14 protein-coding genes and 1 pseudogene are annotated in these 21,048 nt (G+C 57.9%); 8 read left to right on the top strand and 7 right to left on the bottom strand.

Annotated elements, in window-relative coordinates; translation table 11 throughout:
* Positions 1–63: 63 nt before the first annotated feature.
* Entirely contained in the window at positions 64–3,579 is a 3,516-nt protein-coding gene (locus B3I26_RS05575; RefSeq protein WP_296255967.1) for a glycosyltransferase, read from the top strand.
* A 60-nt stretch (positions 3,580–3,639) separates the two neighbouring features.
* Here B3I26_RS05575 and B3I26_RS05580 read toward each other — a convergent pair whose 3' ends face one another.
* From B3I26_RS05580 to B3I26_RS05595, 4 genes are all read right to left on the bottom strand, one after another.
* Complete coding sequence (locus B3I26_RS05580; RefSeq protein ID WP_296255969.1) at positions 3,640–4,659, bottom strand: ketoacyl-ACP synthase III; 1,020 nt, start codon at positions 4,657–4,659, stop codon at positions 3,640–3,642.
* A gap of 7 nt (positions 4,660–4,666) precedes the next feature.
* Entirely contained in the window at positions 4,667–5,308 is a 642-nt protein-coding gene (locus B3I26_RS05585; protein ID WP_296255971.1) for an acetyltransferase, read from the bottom strand.
* The gene (locus B3I26_RS05590) at positions 5,305–6,066 is read right to left on the bottom strand and encodes an SDR family NAD(P)-dependent oxidoreductase (protein WP_296255992.1); all 762 of its coding nucleotides are present in this window, start codon (positions 6,064–6,066) and stop codon (positions 5,305–5,307) included. The genes B3I26_RS05585 and B3I26_RS05590 overlap by 4 nt, the downstream gene beginning before the upstream one ends.
* A 200-nt stretch (positions 6,067–6,266) precedes the next feature.
* Positions 6,267–6,473 carry an acyl carrier protein gene (locus B3I26_RS05595; RefSeq protein ID WP_296255973.1) on the bottom strand — a complete coding sequence of 69 codons (207 nt, stop codon included), beginning with the start codon at positions 6,471–6,473 and terminating at the stop codon, positions 6,267–6,269.
* Positions 6,474–7,341: 868 nt separating this feature from the next.
* Between B3I26_RS05595 and B3I26_RS05600 the strand changes: the two genes are divergently transcribed.
* Positions 7,342–10,902 (top strand): glycosyltransferase family 2 protein, encoded by a 3,561-nt coding sequence (locus tag B3I26_RS05600; RefSeq protein WP_296255975.1) that lies wholly within the window; start codon positions 7,342–7,344, stop codon positions 10,900–10,902.
* Between the two features lie 45 nt (positions 10,903–10,947).
* Here B3I26_RS05600 and B3I26_RS05605 read toward each other — a convergent pair whose 3' ends face one another.
* Entirely contained in the window at positions 10,948–11,964 is a 1,017-nt protein-coding gene (locus B3I26_RS05605; RefSeq protein ID WP_296255976.1) for an AraC family transcriptional regulator, read from the bottom strand.
* A gap of 184 nt (positions 11,965–12,148) precedes the next feature.
* On the opposite strand from B3I26_RS05605, the gene B3I26_RS05610 reads away from it, so the two are divergent.
* Both B3I26_RS05610 and B3I26_RS05615 read left to right on the top strand, forming a co-directional pair.
* Positions 12,149–13,333, top strand: coding sequence for an acetyl-CoA C-acyltransferase family protein (locus B3I26_RS05610; RefSeq protein WP_296255977.1), 1,185 nt, complete (start codon positions 12,149–12,151; stop codon positions 13,331–13,333).
* Between the two features lie 14 nt (positions 13,334–13,347).
* Positions 13,348–14,199, top strand: a complete 852-nt coding sequence (locus B3I26_RS05615) for a 3-hydroxybutyryl-CoA dehydrogenase (RefSeq protein WP_296255980.1) — start codon at positions 13,348–13,350, stop codon at positions 14,197–14,199.
* Positions 14,200–14,258: 59 nt separating this feature from the next.
* Here the strand turns inward: B3I26_RS05615 and B3I26_RS05620 are convergent, their stop codons facing one another.
* Both B3I26_RS05620 and B3I26_RS05625 read right to left on the bottom strand, forming a co-directional pair.
* Positions 14,259–16,640, bottom strand: a complete 2,382-nt coding sequence (locus B3I26_RS05620) for an efflux RND transporter permease subunit (protein ID WP_296255983.1) — start codon at positions 16,638–16,640, stop codon at positions 14,259–14,261.
* Between the two features lie 27 nt (positions 16,641–16,667).
* Complete coding sequence (locus B3I26_RS05625; RefSeq protein ID WP_409522074.1) at positions 16,668–17,765, bottom strand: WD40/YVTN/BNR-like repeat-containing protein; 1,098 nt, start codon at positions 17,763–17,765, stop codon at positions 16,668–16,670.
* A gap of 373 nt (positions 17,766–18,138) precedes the next feature.
* Between B3I26_RS05625 and tnpA the strand changes: the two genes are divergently transcribed.
* From tnpA to B3I26_RS05645, 4 genes and pseudogenes are all read left to right on the top strand, one after another.
* A complete protein-coding gene (tnpA, locus tag B3I26_RS05630) occupies positions 18,139–18,459 on the top strand; it encodes an IS66-like element accessory protein TnpA (RefSeq protein WP_296255984.1) in 321 nt (106 codons plus the stop codon).
* Between the two features lie 9 nt (positions 18,460–18,468).
* Positions 18,469–18,795 (top strand): IS66 family insertion sequence element accessory protein TnpB, encoded by a 327-nt coding sequence (gene tnpB, locus B3I26_RS05635; protein ID WP_296255986.1) that lies wholly within the window; start codon positions 18,469–18,471, stop codon positions 18,793–18,795.
* Positions 18,796–18,858: 63 nt separating this feature from the next.
* Positions 18,859–20,390 (top strand): annotated as a pseudogene (gene tnpC / locus B3I26_RS05640) (IS66 family transposase).
* Between the two features lie 21 nt (positions 20,391–20,411).
* A complete protein-coding gene (locus B3I26_RS05645; RefSeq protein WP_296255988.1) occupies positions 20,412–20,993 on the top strand; it encodes a nucleotidyltransferase family protein in 582 nt (193 codons plus the stop codon).
* The last annotated feature ends 55 nt before the right edge of the window (positions 20,994–21,048 follow it).

Consider the following 21,048-nt stretch of genomic DNA (forward strand, 5'->3'; position numbering starts at 1 on the left):
TTCAATCGCCGGACCTGTTGCCATCGAGCCGGTACCCCCTCCAATCAGCAGTCAAGGACTCCGATGAACGTGCAGCGCCTGGTAAGCATTGTCATACCTGCCTACAAGCCCACCTACTTCGAGGCCGCCCTGCGCAGCGCGTTCGCTCAGGACTACGATCAGATCGAGATCGTGATCTGCGACGACTGCCGCGACGATGGCATTCACGACCTTCTGGCCAGGCTGACCCCTGACAGCCCTTGGCCCATTCGTTACTTTCGCAATGAGCACGCCCTTGGCGAAGCGCTGAACGTGGCGCGTGGTATCAAGGAGGCGCGTGGCGAATACATCAAGTTTCTGTATGACGACGACATGCTGGAGTTCGATTGCGTCAGCACACTCATCGAGCTGCTGCAGGGCCACCCAGACATCACCCTCGCTGCGGCGACCCGTCGCCTGATCGACGAAGAGGGCGAATTTCTTCCCGACAACCTGGCGACGTTCTTTCCGTTCAAGGAGGACGTGATCATTCATGGCCCAGAACTGGTGGCGCTGCTGTCGGAGACTCCGCTGACGTTCATGGGTGAGCCCAGTGCGGTCATGTGCCGACGCGACGACGTGCTGGCTTATGGACAGGACCTCATGTCGCTCAAAGGCCAGATCATTCACTGGCTTGGCGATATCAGCTTGTACGTGAAACTGCTCAGGCAGGGCAATCTGGCGTTGCTCAAGCGCCCGCTGTCGCGGTTCCGCGTGACCGACACGCAGAGCAGCAGCATCGCCCGAGCCATGCCACAGGTCGCCCAGGAAGGTCATGAGACGTACTTTAGAATCACCAAGGAACTGCACTGGCGGCGCGCCCCCGCACTCAACGGTGATGTGAAGATCGCCCCGCTGAGTGACAGGGAAAATTTCTCGAACTTCAACCTGCGGGCCTATGTGTTGCGCAAGTCGCTCACTGAACAGCGTCATGACCAGATCCAGGACTGGGCCAGCTCGCGACGATCGGTCGGGCCGCAAAAAACCCATATCACTCGCTACTTTCAGCAGCACAACGGCACGCCGGGTTTGGCGATCATCGTGTCGGACCTGCTCGGCAGACCACAGCAGCTTCGGAAGACCCTGGGAAGCATCGAAACCACGACCCAAGGGTGGATGGCTGCGAAGGTCTTTGTGCTGCACGACGCCAGCAACGGCCAGCCCCCGCCCGAGCCTGCCGACAGCGCCATTTATCTGGAAGTCTCGGGCCAGAACCGCGCAGCCCAGCTCAATCACGTGTTGCAGCAGGCCGGGTTCGACTGGTTCATGATCATCGACGCCGGCTCGACCCTGAACGTGGCAGGTCTGCTGAAAGCTGCCATCAAGATCACCGAACTGCCGACCTTGCGCGCCTTGTTCGCCGATGAGATCGCGCGTACGCAAGCGCCCACAGCGGAGGTCATGCTGCGACCGGACTTTAGCCTGGACTATCTGCTGAGCTTCCCGCAGGCCATGGCAAGGCACTGGATATTCAACCGTTATGCGGTGGTGGATGCCGGTGGCTTCGACGCCCGATTCGCGCAGGCGCTCGAACTCGATGTGATCCTTCGTTTGATCGAGCACGAGGGCCTGGCGGGCCTTGAACATGTTTCCGAACCATTGATCACCTACACGCCCGAGTCCAGTGATGCCAACCCGGACGAAGCGCGCACCTTGCAGCGTCATCTGCTCGCCCGGGGCTATGAGCACGGTCAGGTCACAGAGGCGCGTCCACGGCACTATCAATTGCGCTACGGCCATGCGCAGCAGCCCAAGGTGAGCATCATCGTCACCAGCCGGGACCAGATCCTGCTGCTGCAGCGCTGCGTTGAAAGCATCCTGGGAAAAACCACCTATCCCCACTACGAAATCATCATCGCCGACAGTGACAGCCAGACCCCGCAGGCTCTGGCATGGCTCGCAGGCGTGGAAGCGATGCAACTGGATCAAGTCCGTGTGCTGCGTTTCCCCGCAGAACTCAGCCGCTCGGCGATAAACAATCTCGCCGCTCGACACGCCACCGGCGAATACCTGGTACTGCTGAGCAATAGCGCCGCGATTCTGCACGGCGACTGGCTCGACAATCTGCTTAATCATGCTCAGCGACCCGAGGTCGGCGTGGTCGGTGCGAAATTGCTGGCACCGGATAATACGATCCAGCACGCTGGTATCGTTCTTGGACTGGAAGATCCCGTCACTTATGTGTTCAGCGGACAGAGTGCGGCCAGCGACGGCTACATGCAGCGCCTGGTGGTCGATCAAAACTACAGCGCAGTCAGCCAGGCCTGTCTGATGATCGGCGGCGACCTGTACGACGCGCTCGGTGGTCTGGACGAGGGCGAATTCGACACGCGGTATGGCGATGTGGATCTGTGCCTACGCGTGAAGGAGTCCGGGCGACTTATTGTCTGGACCCCGCATGTGGTATTGCTTCACGACGCCACAGAGGGCGACGCGGCCCGAGATGGCAATCACCACGCCTTGTACGGCAAGTGGCTGAATTACATTGCTCATGACCCGGCGTACAACGACAACTTCTCATCGCGCAGCCAGGGCCTGCAGCTGGAGACGTTCACCGAGGTAACGTGGCGGCCCTTGCCCTGGCGTCCGGTGCCACTGGTGCTGTCGCATCCTCACAGCCTGGCAACGTCAGAAAAACGTCTCGTCGGGCCCCTCGACGCTTTGGCTGAAGCGCTGCAGATAGAGCACGTCAGATCGCCCCAATTGCTGACTCTCGGAGAGCTCACACGCCTTCACCCCGAAACCCTTATTCTTCAACGCCCGTGGACCGATGCGGCCGTCAGCGAGCTGCAGACCATCAGCGCCTTCAGCCAGGCATTGCGTATCTATGACGTCAGCCAATACCCACCCTCCTCCAGGGATATCCCGGGCGCGCCTTCGCCAGAGCAGATAAACAGTCTGCTCAGGAACGGGCTTGGATTGATGGACAAAGTGATTGTCTCAAGCACCGGACTGGCCGATGCACTGAGCGGCTTTCATGCCCGCATCGAAATCATCGAAGAGCGGCTGGAAGAGCGTTGGAGAAACGTTCAGTGCTACACCCTGCCCCGCGGCAAACCTCGGGTCGGCTGGGTGGGCACATCCGCGCAACTGGGTGAACTGGCGCTGATCGAAGACGTGATCCAAGCCCTGGGCCATGAAGTGGAGTGGATCATCATGGGGCCTTGTCCCGAATCGATTCGCCCTTGGGTCCATGAGTGGCGCAGCCCTGTCGAGGGCGAGCTTTATCCCGGCGTGCTCGGTTGCCTGGACCTGGATGTCGCGCTGATACCGGCGGGCAGCAGCCTGTTCGGCGAGCACAAAAGCACGCGCCTGGCCCTTGAGCTCGGCGCCTGCGGCTACCCGATCGTCGCCAGCGACGTTCCCGGGCTGCGCAACGCGCTACCGCTGACGCGGGTGCAGAGCGGCACTCAGGCCTGGCTCGACGCGATTGCGATGCACATCAACGACCTCGACGAAGCGAAACGACTCGGCCAGCGCCTGAAGCAGGCGGTGCTGAACGACTGGATGCTTGACGAAGCGTATTTGCAACGCTGGCGCGCCGCCCTTCTCGACCGCTGACCCAAACATAAAGGGCTCCTTCCGGGAGCCCTTTATGTTCAAGCGGTACCCGCCTTGCCGTTACCAGCGAATGACGCAACCGCCCCACGAATAACCGACACCGAAGCCCACCGCCGTGATGACCTTGCCTGGCTGAACCTGCCCCTTGCCCAGCGCTTCTTTCAATGCGATGGGGATGCTGCACGACACGGTATTGCCGCAATGCCTGAACTCGGTGATGAACTTTTCGGGCGCCAGCTTTAACCGTCGACGCAGCGCTTCGAGCATGAATTGATTAGCCTGATGAAAGACGAACAAATCGGACTGTTCGACGCTGAACTGCTCATCGAACAGCGACGCGAACAACGCCGGAACACGGGTCATGGAGAATTCGAAAATTGCAGGACCGTTCATGTACAGGTCGGCGGCGGAACGAATGTTTCCACTTTCGTCTTCATGCTCGGCGGGCGTTTGTCCGGCGACCAGAGGCTCCCGCGCCGCGCCCATGGGCACGATCAGATTCTGCGCGCCGGCACCGTCGCTGCCGTAACGGAAGCGATCCAGGCAAGGTTCGTCTTCGTCCGAAGCCCTGATCAGCGTGGCCGCCGCCGCGTCACCGAACAGGGTGCGTACGCTTTTGTCCTTGGGGTTGATGTAACGGCTGTAGGTTTCTGCGGTGATCAGCAGCACATTTTTGCACTGCCCTGACTCAATGAAGCCTTTGGCCAGACCCAGCCCGTAGATGAAACCCGAGCACCCCTGGTTGAAGTCGAAGGCGGCGCAGTGCTGCGACAGTTGCAGGCGATGCTGCAGGATGCACGCGGTGGCCGGCAGCCTGTAGTCCGGGCTTTGCGTGCAATAGATCAGGCAGTCGATTTGGTCACGGGTGATGGCGCTGTTGGCGAACAGCTTTTCGCAGGCCCGAAAGGCCAGGTCCGATGCAGTTTCACCCTCGGCAACGATGTGCCGCTCGTTGATTCCGGTCTTCTGGAATATCTTATCGACGTCCCATTCCGGAAACTCCTGCGCCAGCCTCTGATTGTCGAGCACCTGCTCAGGCAGTTCGTATTCTATCTCGCAGATCCGAGCGTAACGGGCCATGTCGTCTTTATCCTGAAATCCGCTTGGCCGGCACGCCAAACACCACGTCGCCGGGTTTTACCGCACGCAGCACGACACTGCCTGCGCCGACCACCGCGCCCTTGCCCACCCGAACCTTGGGCAGTACCGAGGAGCGCGAGCCCATGAATACTTCGTCTTCAAGCACAGCGCCGCCGGTTACGTCGCAGTGACAACTCAACGTAGAAAAATCACCCACGATGGCGTCGTGCCCGATGGTGCATGAAGAGTTAACTGTAACGAAATCACCAACCACCAAATCAACTGACAGCACTGCGTTAGGGCAAATCAGAACACCACGGCCGATCTTGACGTTATCGCCAACGATCGCTGCCGGATGGATCAAGCTGAAAAACTGTACGCCCTTGTCCAGTAGTTTGTTGACGACGTATTTTTTGTCGGCAGGTTTGCCAATTGCACAGATTACGAACTCGTCGATGGACGGACGGTACTCATCAATCGTGCAAAGAATATCAGTGTAGTGACCGAAATTATTGAGGGCGCCGTGACCGTCATCGATGAACCCCCCAATAACATATCCAGGGTTGTGTTCAATCCAATCCTTCATCCATGCATGGACCTCGCGACCCAAGCCCCCGGCACCCGCGATTATGATTTTTTTTAGGTTCATTCGACTAGATAACCTCCATCGACTACCAGTGAGGTACCTGTTACCCAGCGGGCAGCGGGTGATAATAAATAATTGACGGCATAAGCGACGTCCAGAGGCTCGCCCAACCCCAAGGGATGTTTACGCTCTATGACCGCCATTGAATCTTCACCTACCAAGCCTTTGAGCTTCTCCGCCATCTCGGTCCTTACTACCCCAGGTGCGACTGCGTTGACGCGAATCCCCTCACGGGAGAGTTCCAGGGCGGCGGCCCGAACCATCGATTCTACTGCTCCCTTGCTCGCGCAATAGCCCATCAACGCGGGCTGGGCAACTTGAGCCATGACCGAGGACAGCATCACAATACTTGCCGGTGATCGGTAGACGCCTTTTTGCCTAAACGATTTGATCAGGCAAAAACCGGAAGTCACGTTTGTCGCAAAGATCCTTTCCCAGTGGTCGAGTCCCATCGCTCGAATCGGCATCGGCAACTGCACGCCTGCCGCATGTACAAGTCCATCAAAGGGAGACACCTTTAGCGCCAGACTCTTCATCCACGCGGCAATATCATTTGCCTTCAGAAAATCGAACACCTCGACCGCGTGCCCATCGCCCTGCAGCAGACTCAGCGTCTCTTCAAGTCTGGGGAGATCTCTGGCAACAGCTAGAATTCTGGCGCCCTGCTTGCTCAGCCAAATTGCAACTTCGCGACCGATGCCTGAAGACGCACCGGTTATCATGATAAATTTGCCATGCAGCGAAAAAGGATTGTCTTGCACTTGCATCTCAGCCCTGCCTGCATAGAACAGCGTAAACACGCGGACATAATTTCGTTAGTACACATTCAGCCCGAATGCAGAGATAACTCATTCGAGGCTCAGCCTCAATTCTGGGCCAACCAACTACCCACCTTAAGGCATTAAAACTCATAAAGAGTCACCTCATGAGCGCCAGTATGCTTCGTCGCCAGCATTAACAGCTACTCACAAGCCAGCGTCACAACGTCCCTGACGGTTATGCATTTGTTAAGCCGGGCGGCTGAGAGAGTCTTACTCAGTTGGTCTTCAGCCGTAGCCATAAAGGTGATCAAAGCAATGGAGTCCCAATCCAGAGGCTGGTCAAGCGACAGCGTGCCGGTATCTACCTCCATCGACTCCTCAATCAGACTTACGATCTTTTCTTCCATCTTATATAGCTCCAGAGACGAAACCCGACGAGTTTGCCGACGTCTGCTTAAGCCTAAGCAATGATCAGGCCAGCTGCGATGAAAAGGCCTGCCAAGCGCCATCCGCGGCCTAGCGACCGCAGCATCCAGTGAGATGCTGCGACCTCATAGACAAAAAAACGTCATCTCTGCTGTGGTGAGTCGAGCACAACGTCCGTGAGCACGACCCGTCTGTGGGCTGAGTTTCGGAGCACAGAAGCATCCACTTAAGCCCACCCCATCGCCGGCCTGTAAATATAGCGCTCCGCCTAAACTACCTATCTTGCCAAGATATCCTTATCAAATTAGCAGCTCCCTCAACAGAAATGTATGCCGTAGCTAAGTGTTAGTACGATAAATATATCGTTAACCACCTGCATTAGACTCAGATCAAATAAACTTTTTTTAACAAATATCAGTCCCGACTTACATTCAATGATGCAACGCCTTTATTAAGAACGCCCAAGAATTGGTAATGCGTAGTAGCGCTCATCACGCATACTGTGCAAGGAACTGCCAAAACAATATTTCGCTATGCGACCAAATTTCCTTCATCCCCCAAGCAAATTATCCCTATCGTTCATTACTCTTCAGGTGTGCCCAGTTAACGCAGATAAAAACTGCGCAACTTTCCATCTCTAACTTGTACTCCATCCAGCGCCCCCGTCCGCTGAGACCTGTCTGCGTTGCTTCACTGAGCCACACGACATCCTTGGCCGACTTATTGCTTCACTCCCGAACCTCGCATTGACCGTCATTTTCATGGCAGGCAGGTTCGCCGGACTCCTGAGGGCTCTGCGCCCGCCTGCTTCGACGGCAGCGGCACACTTTTTACCCACCGGAAACCAAGATGGATTCTCAACGACTGGTCAGTGTTGTCATCGCTGTCTGCCGCACAGAGTTTTTCGAAACGGCCCTGCGCAGCGTGATCGGGCAAACCCATGACGCGATCGAAATCGTGGTCTGCGATGACACCGACGACGGCCTGGCAGAGACCGTGACCGATCTGTATCGGGCGTCCTGCCCATGGCCGATTCGCTATCTGCGCAATGAGCATCCTGAAGGCGCCGAAGCCTGTTTCCTGCGTGGCATCCGGGAGTCTGCCGGCCATTACGTCAAGTTCCTCTCGGGGGATGCGCTGCTGGGACCGCAGTGCATCCAGCAGATGCTTAAAGCGATTGAGGTCTGCCCCGATGCACGTTTGGTGTCGGCCCATCGGCAGTGGCAAGACGCTGATGGCAAGCTGCTCCCCGAGAATCTCACGACCCGGTTCCGCGTCACCGAGCCCACTGTCTTATGTGGTCCGGACGTGGTCGCGGTGCTTGGCGAATTCACCTGCAATTTCATCGGTGAGTTCAGCAGTCTGCTGTGTCGACGTGCCGATCTGCTTGCCTTGGGCGAAGCCCCCTTTTCCCTTGGCGGCGAGTCCTTGGGGCCTTTGAGCGAATTGGCGCTGTGCGCGAACCTGCTGCAAACAGGCGATTTGATTCTACTGCCCCAGACCTTGAGCGCCAGCCGCATCGCCCCACGCCATCTGACCGAGCAAGGCATCGAGATCGCGGGCGCGGATACCGATTTCGTTCACCGGTTTCATCGCTTGATTCGTCAGGCTGGCTGGGCCAGCACCACGCTGGCTAACGGCTGGGTCGGAAGTCGTCCGCTGGGTTCAGGGAGCGACTTCGCCGATTTCGATTTACTGGCGAATCTTTCAGCGCCAGCGCCACAGCGTTTGAATTCGCAGCAGGTGCAGGCTTGGCTTAACTATCGCATTGCCGACGAGCCGCAGAAAAAACAAATTGATGCGCACCTTGCCCGAGTGGGTGTGCCTACCCTGCTTGTGGTCGTCAACGATGCGGAAAACCTGCCTGCTCGGGTGCAACAAACCCTCAACAGCTTCGGCCTGCGCAGCCCGCTCCACGCCTCACTGCGAGCAGTGGTGATTTCCCAAGCCGGCGAGCTGCCTGAAAGTCCTTCAGGCGTTCGCCTCAGCCTGGTAAAACCGAACCAGGCCGGTTTTGCCACCGTCCTGAACGAGATCGTTGAAGCCCACGACTTCGATTGGTTAATGGTGATCGATGCAGGCACGCAATTTACGCCGTTCGGCCTCACCGCTTGCGCTTTGCAACTCGCACGAACGCCGGACAGCCCGCTTGCCTTCGCCGATCAGATGTACCGCAACCCGAAAGGCGGATTGAGTTCGGCGCTGCGCCCGGATTTCAACCTGGATTACCTGCTGAGTTACCCCTTGGTGGCTGCGGCGCACTGGCTGTTCCGGCGCCAGACACTGGTGGATCTGGGCGGCTTCGATCGGCAATTCACCGATGCCGCGCAGTTCGATGCCATCCTGCGTCTGATCGAAAGCAAGGGCGCGAGTCAGATCGTCCATGTCTGCGAACCGCTGCTGGTCTGTGACCTGCCGCCGACGACGCACAATCAGCATGAGATCGCCACCCTCGAACGCCATTTGAAAGTCCGTGGCTATCGGAATGCCAAAGTGCTCCATACGCTGCCGCGTCGCTATCACGTGCTCTATGGCCACAGCGAGCAGCCGTTGGTCTCGATCATCGTGCCGACCAAGGATCAACTGCCGTTTTTACAACGTTGCGTAGAAACCTTGCTTCACAAAACCCGTTATCCGAATTACGAACTGCTGATCGTCGATAACAACAGCCAAACCCCCGAAGCACTCCAATGGCTGGCACAAACCGAAGCCCTGGGTTCTCAACAGGTTCAGGTGCTGCGCTATCCGCACCCTTTCAACTATTCACGCATCAATAACGTCGCCGCAGCGCAAGCCCGAGGTGAGTATCTGGTGCTGTTGAACAACGATACGGCCATCGTTCACGAGACCTGGCTCGATGAGCTGCTCAACCATGCCCTGCGACCCGAAGTGGGCGTGGTCGGCGCCAAGCTGTTGTTCCCCAATGGGCGCATGCAGCATGCCGGAGTGCGGTTGGGCATGGATGGCCCCGCTGGTCATCAACACATCGGCGAGCCTCAGCACATTCAGGGTTATATGCAGCGCGTGCAGGTCGACCAAGACCTTAGCGCCGTTACCGCTGCCTGTCTGATGGTGCGTCGCTCGATCTACGAAGAAGTTGGCGGCCTGGACGAAACGGCTTTCGTGGTTTCCTACAATGACGTCGACCTGTGCCTGAAGGTCGGTGCACTGGGCTACCTCAACGTCTGGACGCCCCACTCGGTGCTGATCCACGAAGGCAGTGTCAGCCAGACCCACGTCGACACCGCAACTCAACAGGCCAAACGCAAGCGCTTCGTCGGCGAACAATTGGCGATGTACAGCAAGTGGCTGCCCCTGATCGGTCACGACCCTGCGTTTAACCCCAATTTGTCGTTCGATCTGCAATCGGTCGAGCTTGAACTCAACATGCAACTGGTCTGGCGGCCGATGGCATGGCGGTGCGCGCCTGTGGTGCTGGCGTACCCCGATGGGTTGTGGGCGTCGCCCGATGAGCGCCTGATCGCGCCGGTGGAGACACTCGACAAGCAAGGCGTAATCGAAGCCAGGCTCAGCAGCAGCCCATTGTCCATTCCTCAGGAAGCACGGCTCAAGCCAGACGTGATCGTGTATCAGGCGCGACTCGACGCCGACCACGTGCAAAGCGTCGCACGTGCCAGAGTCCTGCCGAACGCCTTCGTCGTACTGGATATCAACGATCTGCATCTGGCGGCCAATGACGCTGGCGCCGATGCGTTCGCCTTCTGCCCGGAGCGTCTGCAAACCCTGCAGCAAAGCCTGCAACAGGCACAGCGGGTCGTTGCCTCCACGCAATTGCTGGCCGATATCGCCAGCGAGTTCCACGCCGATGTACGTCTTGTGCCGTCACGTCTTCGGATCGATACCTGGGGCCGTCTGACTTCACGACGGGGTCGTGGCTACAAACCACGGGTTGGTCTGGTCAATGACAACTGGCAGGTGCAGGATCTGCACATGATTCTTCCGGTGGTGCAGGCGCTGGCCGACGAGGTGGAATGGGTCGTCATGGGAGATCATCAAGGGCTGCTGCGCTCCCACGCTGCCGAATGGCATGAATTGCCGGCCGGCGATCAGTATGCCTCTGCGCTGGCGGCACTTGATCTGGATCTGGCTCTTCTGCCTGCTGTCGACAACCTTTTCAGCGCTTGCAAAAGTAATCTTTCCGCCCTGAAAGTCGGCGCCTGCGGTGTACCGTTGGTATGCAGCGACGTTCGGGCGTATGCCGGCGATCTGCAACTGACGCGCGTGCCTAATACCTTGTCCGATTGGCTTGCTGCGATCCGCGCGCACATCTCCGATCTGCCTGCAGCAGCCCTGCTGGGCGATCAGTTGCGCGAGCAGGTGTTGCGCGACTGGATGCTTGATGATGCAGCCATGCAGGTGTGGCAAACCACGTGGCTGCCAGACCGCTGACGTAAGGCCTGCCGGCTGGGTCGGATCACTCGCTCGGCGCGCCGATCAATCAGCGCGCCTGGTATTGGCAGTGCGATAGCCGCCTGGGCTTTGTCCGGTCCATTTCTTGAACGCCCGGTGAAACGCGCTCGGTTCCTGAAAGCCTGCCAGCGCGGCGATTTCTACCACGCTCATGTCGGTCTCGCGCAGCTTTTGCTGAGCAATGCCGCGCCGAACTTCGTCCTTGATGGCCTGAAACGCACAACCTTCGCGCTCTAGCCGGCGCCTGAAAGTAGTAGGGCTGAGTTTCAGTTCGACAGCCATTTCCAACAGGGTGGGCCAGTTGCCGTAATGACTGTTACGCAGGCGCTGATAGACCTGCGCTGCCAGGCCGCGCTGATTGCGGAAACGAATCACCAGCCATTGCGGCGCCGTGCGCAGGAACGATTTGAGTGAGGGCAGCGACTGCACCACGGGCAGACGCAGGTAGTGGCTGGAGAACTCGACCTCGGTGCGCGCCTCACCGAAAGTCAGATTGAAGCCCCACAATAGCGAATCATCACTCAAGCGCTCGCGAGTGTGGCGAAACTGCGCACGATCGATGGTGATGCGCCGTCCGCCCAACCAGCACAACAGGCTGATCATCAGCAGCAGGAACGTCTCCTCGCCGAAACGACGCTTGACCGGGTCACCGGCGTGGTTTTCTACGGCGATGAACGCGCGCTGGCCGCGCACGACCAGGCTGCCGCGAAAGTCGCGCAGGAACAACGCGAAATTGGCCAGGCACTGGCGTAAAGCCTTTTCCAGGTTGGGTTCCTGAATCAAGCCTCTACAGATCAAGGCAAAGCTGCCAAGCGGCATGCCATGAGAGTCCAAGGCAAAAAACTCGTCCTCCAGCTCCTTGATCTGAATCAGCCACAGCGCGGCGAATGCGCTGGCGGGTATGCGCGCGTCGGGGTCATTGAGCAGCGCGATGTCGATTCCAGCGTCCTCAAGCACCGATTGCAGGCGCAAAGGCTGGTCGCGCAGGGCATGCACGACCAATTGGACGAAGTAGATCGACACTGAATCGTTTTCCCGCATGAGCCGCATTTCCTTTTGTCGTTATGAGCCACGGTACCGATGGTAAAGAACGCCAGCCGATCTGGACAGTTTCGGCATAGGCCCTTCCCGAATGCCGCTCTAGACTTGCCTGCAAACAGCAACTGACCGAAATGCCGCCATCGGCAGCGCCGCCTAATAAATCCAACAGGTTCGAGGAACAGACATGAGCAATTCCGAAGTTTTCGTCGTCAGCGCACTGCGTACCGCCATCGGCGGATTCGGTGGTTCTCTCAAAGACGTTTCCCCCATCGAGCTGGGCACTCAGGTCAGTCGCGCAGCGCTGGCCAAATCGGGGCTGGCCGCCGAACACATCGGACATGTGGTCATGGGCCATGTGATTCCAACCGAAGTCCGCGACGCATACCTGTCCCGCGTTATTGCACTGGAAGCCGGCTTGACCAAGGAAACCCCGGCAATGAACGTCAATCGCCTGTGCGGTTCGGGCCTGCAGGCCATCGTCTCTGCCGCGCAGTCGCTGATATTGGGCGATGCCAAGGCTGTGCTGGCCGGTGGTACCGAATCCATGAGCCGTGGCGCTTACATCATGCCGCAGGCCCGCTGGGGTGCGCGCATGGGTAACGTGCAGGCCTATGACTACATGCTCGGCGCACTGCATGACCCCTTTGCCAACATTCATATGGGCATCACCGCCGAAAACATCGCCGAGCATTACGGCATCACTCGCGCCGACCAGGACGGTCTGGCCCTGACCAGCCAGCAGCGCGCTGCGCATGCCATCGCTGAGGGCCGCTTCGAAGGGCAGATCGTCCCGATCGAAATCGCCACCCGCAAAGGCACGGTGACGTTCGCGCAGGACGAACATGTGCGCGGCGATGTCACTGCCCAGCAGCTGGAAGCGATGAAAACAGCTTTCAAGAAGGACGGCACGGTCACCGCGGGCAACGCCTCGGGCCTGAACGATGGCGCTGCTGCACTGGTGATGGCCAACGGCGATATGGTTCGTGAGCATGGCCTCAAGCCGATGGCGCGTCTGGTGGCCTACGCTCACGCGGGGGTCGAGCCCTCGATGATGGGCCTGGGCCCGATCCCGGCGAGCCGCAAGGTGCTGGAGCGTGCCGGGTTGACAGTGGCCGACCTGGACGTCATCGAGTCCAACGAGGCGTTCGCTGCTCAGGCTTGCGCTGTCGCTCGTGAGCTGGGCTTCGATCCGGATAAGGTCAACCCTAACGGCTCCGGCATTTCCCTCGGCCATCCAGTAGGCGCCACCGGTGCGATCATCGCCACCAAAGCCATTCATGAACTGCATCGCATCGGCGGCCGCTACGCGCTGGTGACCATGTGCATCGGCGGCGGCCAGGGCATCGCCGTTATCTTCGAACGCGTATGAAGGGGGAATTTGCCATGACCCTGCATCACGTCGCCGTCATCGGCGCGGGCACCATGGGCAACGGCATCGCGCAAGTGTGCGCGATTGCCGGGTTCGACGTGACCTTACTAGATATCAATGATGCTGCGCTGGAACGCGGCCTGGCCACCGTGCGCAAGAATCTCGAACGCCAGGTGAACAAACAGACGCTGACCGGCGATCTTGCCGAACAGGCGTTGGGACGCATCCGTTGCACCACTGACTACGCGCAGTTGAGCGATTCGCAGTTGGTGATTGAAGCGGCCACCGAAAACCTCGACCTCAAGCTGCGCCTGCTTAAGCAGATCGCTGGCAATGTGGGAGCCGATTGTGTGATCGCCTCCAACACTTCGTCGCTATCGATCACCCAACTGGCGGCCAGCGTCGATCATCCCCAGCGCTTCATCGGCCTGCATTTCTTCAATCCGGTGCCCATGATGGGCCTGATCGAAGTGATTCGCGGCCTGCAAACAGCCGATGAGACGCACGTCGTGGCGATCAAGCTGGCCGAGCGCTTGAACAAGACCGCCATCACCGCAGGCAATCGTCCAGGCTTTGTGGTCAACCGCATTCTGGTGCCGATGATCAACGAGGCAATTCTGGTGCTTCAAGAGGGGCTTGCCACCGCGCAGGACATCGACGATGGCATGCGCTTGGGCTGCAATCAGCCGATCGGGCCGTTGGCGCTGGCGGATCTGATTGGCTTGGATACGCTGCTGGCCATCATTGAAGCCTTCCACGAAGGCTTCAACGACAGCAAATACCGTCCGGCTCCGCTGCTCAAGGAAATGGTTGCTGCCGGATACCTGGGGCGCAAGTCCGGGCGGGGGTTCTTCGTTTATAACTGAGGTTTTACCCTCGTAGAAAACCGCAGTCCGGGAACGGGCTGCGGTTTTTTTGGCGCCGATCAATGTGAGAACAGCGAATTGCCCACCTTCCCTGCCATCTTCTCTGGCTTGATCAGGAACCGCGCCAGGGCGGGCAGCAGCCACAGTGCGCCGAACATGTTCCACAGCAGCATGAAAGTCAGCATCAGCCCCATATCGGCCTGGAACTTAATGGCCGAGAAAATCCAGGTACACACGCCTATCGCCAGGCACAAGCCAGTGAACAACACGGCCTTGCCCGTGGACTTCAGCGTCTGATAATAAGCCTCTTGCAACGGCAAACCCACGCGCAGGAAGCTTTCCAGCCGGCTGTAAATGTAGATGCCATAGTCAACTCCGATTCCCACCCCTAACGCCACCACCGGTAACGTCGCCACCTTCACGCCGATCCCCATGAACGCCATCAACGCGTTACCCAGTACCGAGGTCAACATCAGCGGCAACACGATGCACAATGTCGCGGCCCACGGGCGGAAGGTGATCATGCACATCACGGCCACGCAGATGTACACCAGAATCAGGATGGTCAGTTCGGCCTTGCTGATCACCTCGTTGGTGGCCGCCTCGATCCCGGCGTTGCCCGCCGCGAGCAGGAATTCCAGGCCGTCCTTGTTATTGGCCCTGGCAAAATCCTGTACCGCATGCACGGCGCGATCCAGGGTTTCAGCCTTGTGGTCGTTGAGGAAAATCAGTAGCGGAGCGAGCGAGCAGGTGTTGTTGTACAGCCCGTCGGCGCGGGATATCGAGCTGTTGAGTACATCTTTGTTGCGCGACAGCGACTCCCATTTCAGGTTGCCTTCGTTCATGCCCTTGATCACCTGTTTGGAGACCGTAACCAACGAGATCGCCGATTGCACACCCGGCGTATTCTCCAGCCTCCATGACAGCTCGTTGATGGCTGACAGCGTCTGATAGGCCGAGCAGCCTTCCGCGGGCGTCTTAACCATCACCACCAATACATCGGAGCTGGTGGAATAGTTGTTGATGATGAAAGTGTTGTCCTGGTTGTAGCGAGAGTCAGGACGCAACTCCGGCGCACCTTGATCAAGGTCACCAATCTTCAGGTTATGCCCGTACCAAATGCCGCCTGCGAGCGCGACCAGAGCCAGGACAACGGAGATGCGTGCGACGTTTGGTGCGGCGAAGTTCGACAGCAGACGCCAAAACGGATGCTCGCGCACCGCATCCTCTTTGCTGCGCACCACTGCCCTTTTGCTAATACCGACGTAGGAAATTGCAACGGGCAACAGGATCAGGTTGGTGAACACGATTACCGCAACGCCTATGGACGCACCAATCGCCAGTTCGCGAATTACACCGATGTCGATGATCAGAAGCGTGATGAAGCCCACGGCGTCGGCCAGGATCGCGATCATCCCTGGCAGGAACAGCTGACGGAATGTACGTTTTGCAGCGATCAGCGGGCTATCGGCATCACTGGATTGCAATGCAATGCCGTTGATCTTCTGTACACCGTGGGAAATGCCAATGGCAAAGATCAGAAACGGCACGAGCATTGAATAGGGATCCAGGCCGAAGCCCACCACGTGCATCAGACCCAGTTGCCAGATCACCGCGATCAGCGTGGTGCTCAAGACCGCGATGGTGCTGCGGGCGCAACGGGTGAACCACATCAGCAGAACCAGTGTGATCAGAAATGCCACTCCGAAAAACATTACCACCATGATCAAGCCATCGATCAGGTCGCCGACCTTTTTGGCGAAGCCAACGATGTGGATATCGACATTAGGGTTCTGTGCTTCGTACTTGCTGCGAATCTTTTCTTCCAACTGGTGCGAGAACTGGCGGTAATCAAGAGGCAATAACTTGCCCTGGTCATTAGGGTCCGGGTAGAACTCCTGCAGGGGCACATCGACGATGCTGGATTTGAAGTTATTGGCCACCAGACGCCCGACCTGTCCGGACTTGAGGACGTTGTTGCGCAGTTGATCCAGGCTTTGCGGGGAACCATCATAACTCTGCGGAATCACCTCGCCACCGGCAAAGCCCTCTTCCGTGACCTCGGTCCAGCGTACGCTGGGGTTCCACAGCGACTTCAGTCCGGAACGGTCCACGCCCGAGATGTAGAACACCTCATCATTGATCTGACGCAGGGTTTCCATGTACTCCTTGGTGAAGATATCTCCCTGTTTGGCTTCCACCGAAACTCGCACGGTGTTGCCCAGGTTCGCCAGGTCGTTGCGGTGCTCCAGCATGTTTTGAATGAATGGATGACCCAAGGGAATCATCTTTTCGAAACTGGTGGAGGGTCGAACCAAGGTAGCCTGCCAGAACAGGAAAATACTGACCAGCAGGCAGATGCCGATGACGGTCGGGCGATTGTTGAAGATCAAACGCTCAAGCAGCGTCTCTTTTTCAGGGTGGGGTTGAAAATGGGTCATCGGAGAATGTCCTCGCCTGGTTCGTTCTTATTGTTGAGCGACATCCGCGCCCGTTGGCGAAGTGACGTGAACGCCACCCTGTCCCACCAGAATCAGATTACCCTTTTGGTTTTCGGCGACACCTGCCAGGGAAAGACGATCAGCGCGGTTGGAGACAGTGAAAGTTTCGCCATGGTTGACGCTACGCATCACGCTGCCGCCGTTTCCCACCAACACAATCGAACGATCTGGCAGCAGTGAGGCATTAGCGATACTGAACTCCAGTGGCCCGCGCTCGCCCTGAAGGGCAATGGATTCCCAATGACTGCCGAAGTCGTTGGAACGGAACAGGTTGCCACGCAGACCATAGACCAGCAGTGCATTAGCCTGCCCTGTGCCCAGTGCGCCGAACAACGAGCCCTGATAGGGACTTTCGAGTTTTTCCCACGTCAGGCCGTCATCGGCAGAGCGGAACATGCAGCCCATTTCACCGACAATGAACAGACCTGCGTCTTTCACATAGGCAATGCCGTTTAGGTGGTACTGATCTTCGTTATCGAGACGGTCGCCAACATCCTTCCAATGCTGTCCACCGTCAGTGGTCTCCAACAGCGCACCATAGGCACCCACGGCGATGCCGGTCGAAAGATCCTTGAACCAGACGTCGAGCAGTGGCGCCTCACGCGTGAGGTCCTCGAACTGCTTGAACCAAGTGGCTCCACCGTCGCTGCTGGCAAGGATCTGTGCATCGTGCCCCACTGCCCAGCCATGTTGGCCGTCAACGAAATACACGGCAGTCAGTAACTGTCGGGTGGGTACCTTAGCCTGAGTCCAGCTTTTGCCTTGATCGTCTGAATAGAGGATGTGACCGCGGTCTCCCACAACCACGATGCGATCGCCCGCGTTGGTAATGTCCAGCAGCAGAGTGTGCGACGCTTTAGCGGATTCCAGCGCAAAAATGGTGGCGTCCGCGTTGGCCAGGGCGTCAACTGGCGCGCTTTCTGCGGCCCATACAGCGCTGCAGAAAGTCATGGAGATGAACAGGGATAACACAGCGTTTAGAGGCTTTCCGGTATGACGGGTCGGAAAATCGTCATTTTCCTGAATGACTGCGGACGGTGTGCGCCGATTGACAGGCTCACGCATAAAGCTTCCCCTTTCCTTATTTTTATTAGATTTTCCTGGAGATCCGTGCTGCCGTTGCTGCGCTTAATTTGCGTGCGACTTGCCGCCGAAGCCAACCCATCCTATCCAGCTTTGGAAACGCATGACAATCGACATGACGTTATCTTCTGCTAAGCCATGGCCCGGTGATTAGGTCGTCATCATTGAGGCTGATTGGCATAGTGGATGCGAGGATGGCTCCGAAAGCCTCATACGAGTGAAGAGCAATTAAGATGCTTAGCTTGGCTGAATAAGGTAAGCGTCCGGCGAACTCACCTTCCGAACTCCAGCTTTAAGGGTGATGGTGTCCGCGTATTTTTAAGCGGACACCATCACCCTTATCGCCAGGATTTCCATGCGCCAACGAAGCTCTTATCCGAAACAGTTCAAAGCCCAGGTCGTTCAGGAATGCCTGCAACCTGGCGCAACGGTGTCCAGTGTCGCAATCAGCCACGGCATCAATGCCAACGTTGTCCGCAAATGGATGCCGCTCTATCGAGATCGGCCCGCAGCAACTTCACTACCGGCATTCGTGCCGCTAAAAGCCGCACCTAAACGGCCAGTCGAAGCGTCAGTGATCATTGAGGTGCCCATTGCCGGGCAATTGATAACAGTGAAATGGCCAGCCTCGGATCCTGAGGGCTGCGCACAATTCATTCGGGCTGTCGCTCAATGATCCGCATCGATGCGATCTGGCTGGCTGGCTACCGAGCCTATGGACATGCGCGCCGGCACCGAAACGGCATTGGCCCGAGTGATCGCGGTGTTCGGTGCGGCGAAGCCGCACTGCGCTTATCTGTTCGCCAATCGCCGAGCTAATCGAATGAAGGTGCTGGTGCATGACGGGGTGGGCGTCTGGCTTGCAGCGCGGCGGCTGAATCAAGGCAAGTTCCACTGGCCCGGCATTCGTCATGGCTGCGAGGTCGAACTCGACAGCGAACAACTCCAGGCTTTGGTGCTGGGCCTGCCGTGGCAGCGCGTCGGCGCTGGCTGTGTGATCAGCGTGCTGTAAACGCCGGTCATTTGGCCGGTCTACTTGTCGTCGTTACGTGCCTGCTCTGGCACAATCGGCGGCATGACTTTCTCGCCCAACCTCGACCAGATGACTCCGGAACAGCTTCGTGCCTTGGCGGTACAGGCGTTGCAGTTGCAGTCCCAGGTTGAGACGATGAGCAGGAAGATCCATAACGATGAAACTATCATCGAACAGCTCACGTACGAAATCGCCCTTCTCAAACGTCACAAGTTCGCCAAGCGCAGCGAGCAAATCAGCCCGGCGCAAGGCAGCTTGCTGGATGACCTGCTCGATACAGACCTTGAAGCTATCGAGGCCGAACTGAAACAGCTTCTTCCCGCTTCGTCACAGGCCGAGCCACGGCAATCGCCCAAACGTGCGCCATTGCCGCCGCAGTTTCCGCGCACTGTGATTCGTCACGAACCAGAAAATACCCAGTGCGCCTGTGGCTGCCAACTTCAGCGCATCGGCGAGGATGTGAGCGAAAAGCTGGATTACACGCCAGGCGTGTTCACGGTCGAGCAACATGTGCGTGGCAAATGGGCCTGCCGTCAGTGCGAAACTCTGGTTCAGGCGCCGGTGCCAGCGCAGGTCATCGACAAAGGTATTCCAACCGCAGGCCTGCTGGCCCACGTGATGGTGGCCAAGTTTGGCGATCATTTGCCGCTGTACCGACAGGAGAAGGTTTTTGGCCGCGCCGGGCTGCCAATTGCGCGCTCGACCTTGGCGCAGTGGGTCGGACAAACCGGCGTGCGGCTTCAGCCACTGGTTGATGCGCTGCGTGAAGCCGTGCTGAACCAGTACGTGATCCACGCCGATGAAACACCGGTGCAAATGCTTGCGCCAGGCGAAAAGAAAACCCACCGGGCCTATGTCTGGGCCTACTGCACGACCCCGTTTTCGGCGCTCAAAGCGGTGGTTTACGACTTCAGTCCAAGCCGTGCTGGCGAACATGCGCGCAACTTCCTGGGCGACTGGAACGGTAAACTGGTCTGCGACGACTTCGCTGGCTACAAAGCCGGGTTTGAGCAAGGCATCACTGAAATCGGCTGCATGGCTCACGCGCGTCGCAAGTTTTTCGATCTGCACGTGGCGAACAAAAGTCAGCTGGCCGAAAAGCTCTGCACTCGATTAGCGGCTTGTACGAGGTTGAGCGCCAAGCGCGGGACATGAGTGATGAAGATCGCTGGCGAATACGTCAAGAAATGGCGGTGCCGATCCTCAAAACACTGCATGACTGGATGTTGGCCCAGCGCGACTTGGTGCCCAACGGATCAGCCACAGCTAAAGCCCTCGATTACAGTTTGAAACGCTGGGTAGCGCTGACGCGCTACCCAGACGATGGGGCTGTGCCCATCGACAACAACCAGGTCGAGAACCAGATACGGCCATGGGCACTCGGGCGCTCGAACTGGTCATTTGCTGGATCGCTACGCAGCGGTAAGCGGGCTGCGGCCATCATGAGCTTGATCCAATCGGCGCGCATGAACGGGCATGACCCATATGCCTATCTCAAGGATGTGCTGATGCGGCTGCCGACGCAGAAGGCCAGCGAGATTGGACAGTTGCTGCCGCATCAGTGGCAGGCCTAGCTTCAACAAGGTGATATCTGATTGGACAATAGCTCGACAATTCAAGCGATCATTTCGGATGACCCCGTTCGGCGAAGGCTGCTCGAAATAGTACGCTCCCTAAACTTGCCAGACTGCTGGATAGGAGCAGGTTTTGTCCGAAACGCGGTTTGGGATTATCTGCATGGTCGCGACTTATCACCGGTCTCAACAGACGTTGACGTCATCTGGTTTGATGGCGAGCGCTGCACACAGAAACAAGATGATGCTCTGGAAGCGCTCCTCAGAGACCTAGATCCGAATGTACTGTGGTCTGTGAAAAACCAAGCGAGAATGCATGTTCAAAACGGTGATGATCCCTATCATTCAGCGACCGATGCAATGCGTTACTGGCCAGAAACGGCCACGGCGGTAGCAGTAAGGCTGCTAGAGAACGGCACATGCGAAATCGCCGCGCCGCTTGGGCTTGATGATCTTTTCAACTTGATCATCCGCCCAGCGGGAAGGTTCGCCACAGAGAAAAATGCTATCTATCAAAAGCGTGTCACGTCCAAAAGCTGGTTAGAGGTTTGGCCAATGCTCACACTCTTGGAGCTACCTCCCGGCTCTCGCTCGTCAAGGTGACTTAACCGGACGCTTACTGAATAAGAATTTCCCGCGCGCAAAAACAAAACCCCAC

The organism is Pseudomonas sp. UBA5706 (assembly GCF_002419965.1).
Classification (GTDB): Bacteria; Pseudomonadota; Gammaproteobacteria; order Pseudomonadales; family Pseudomonadaceae; genus Aquipseudomonas.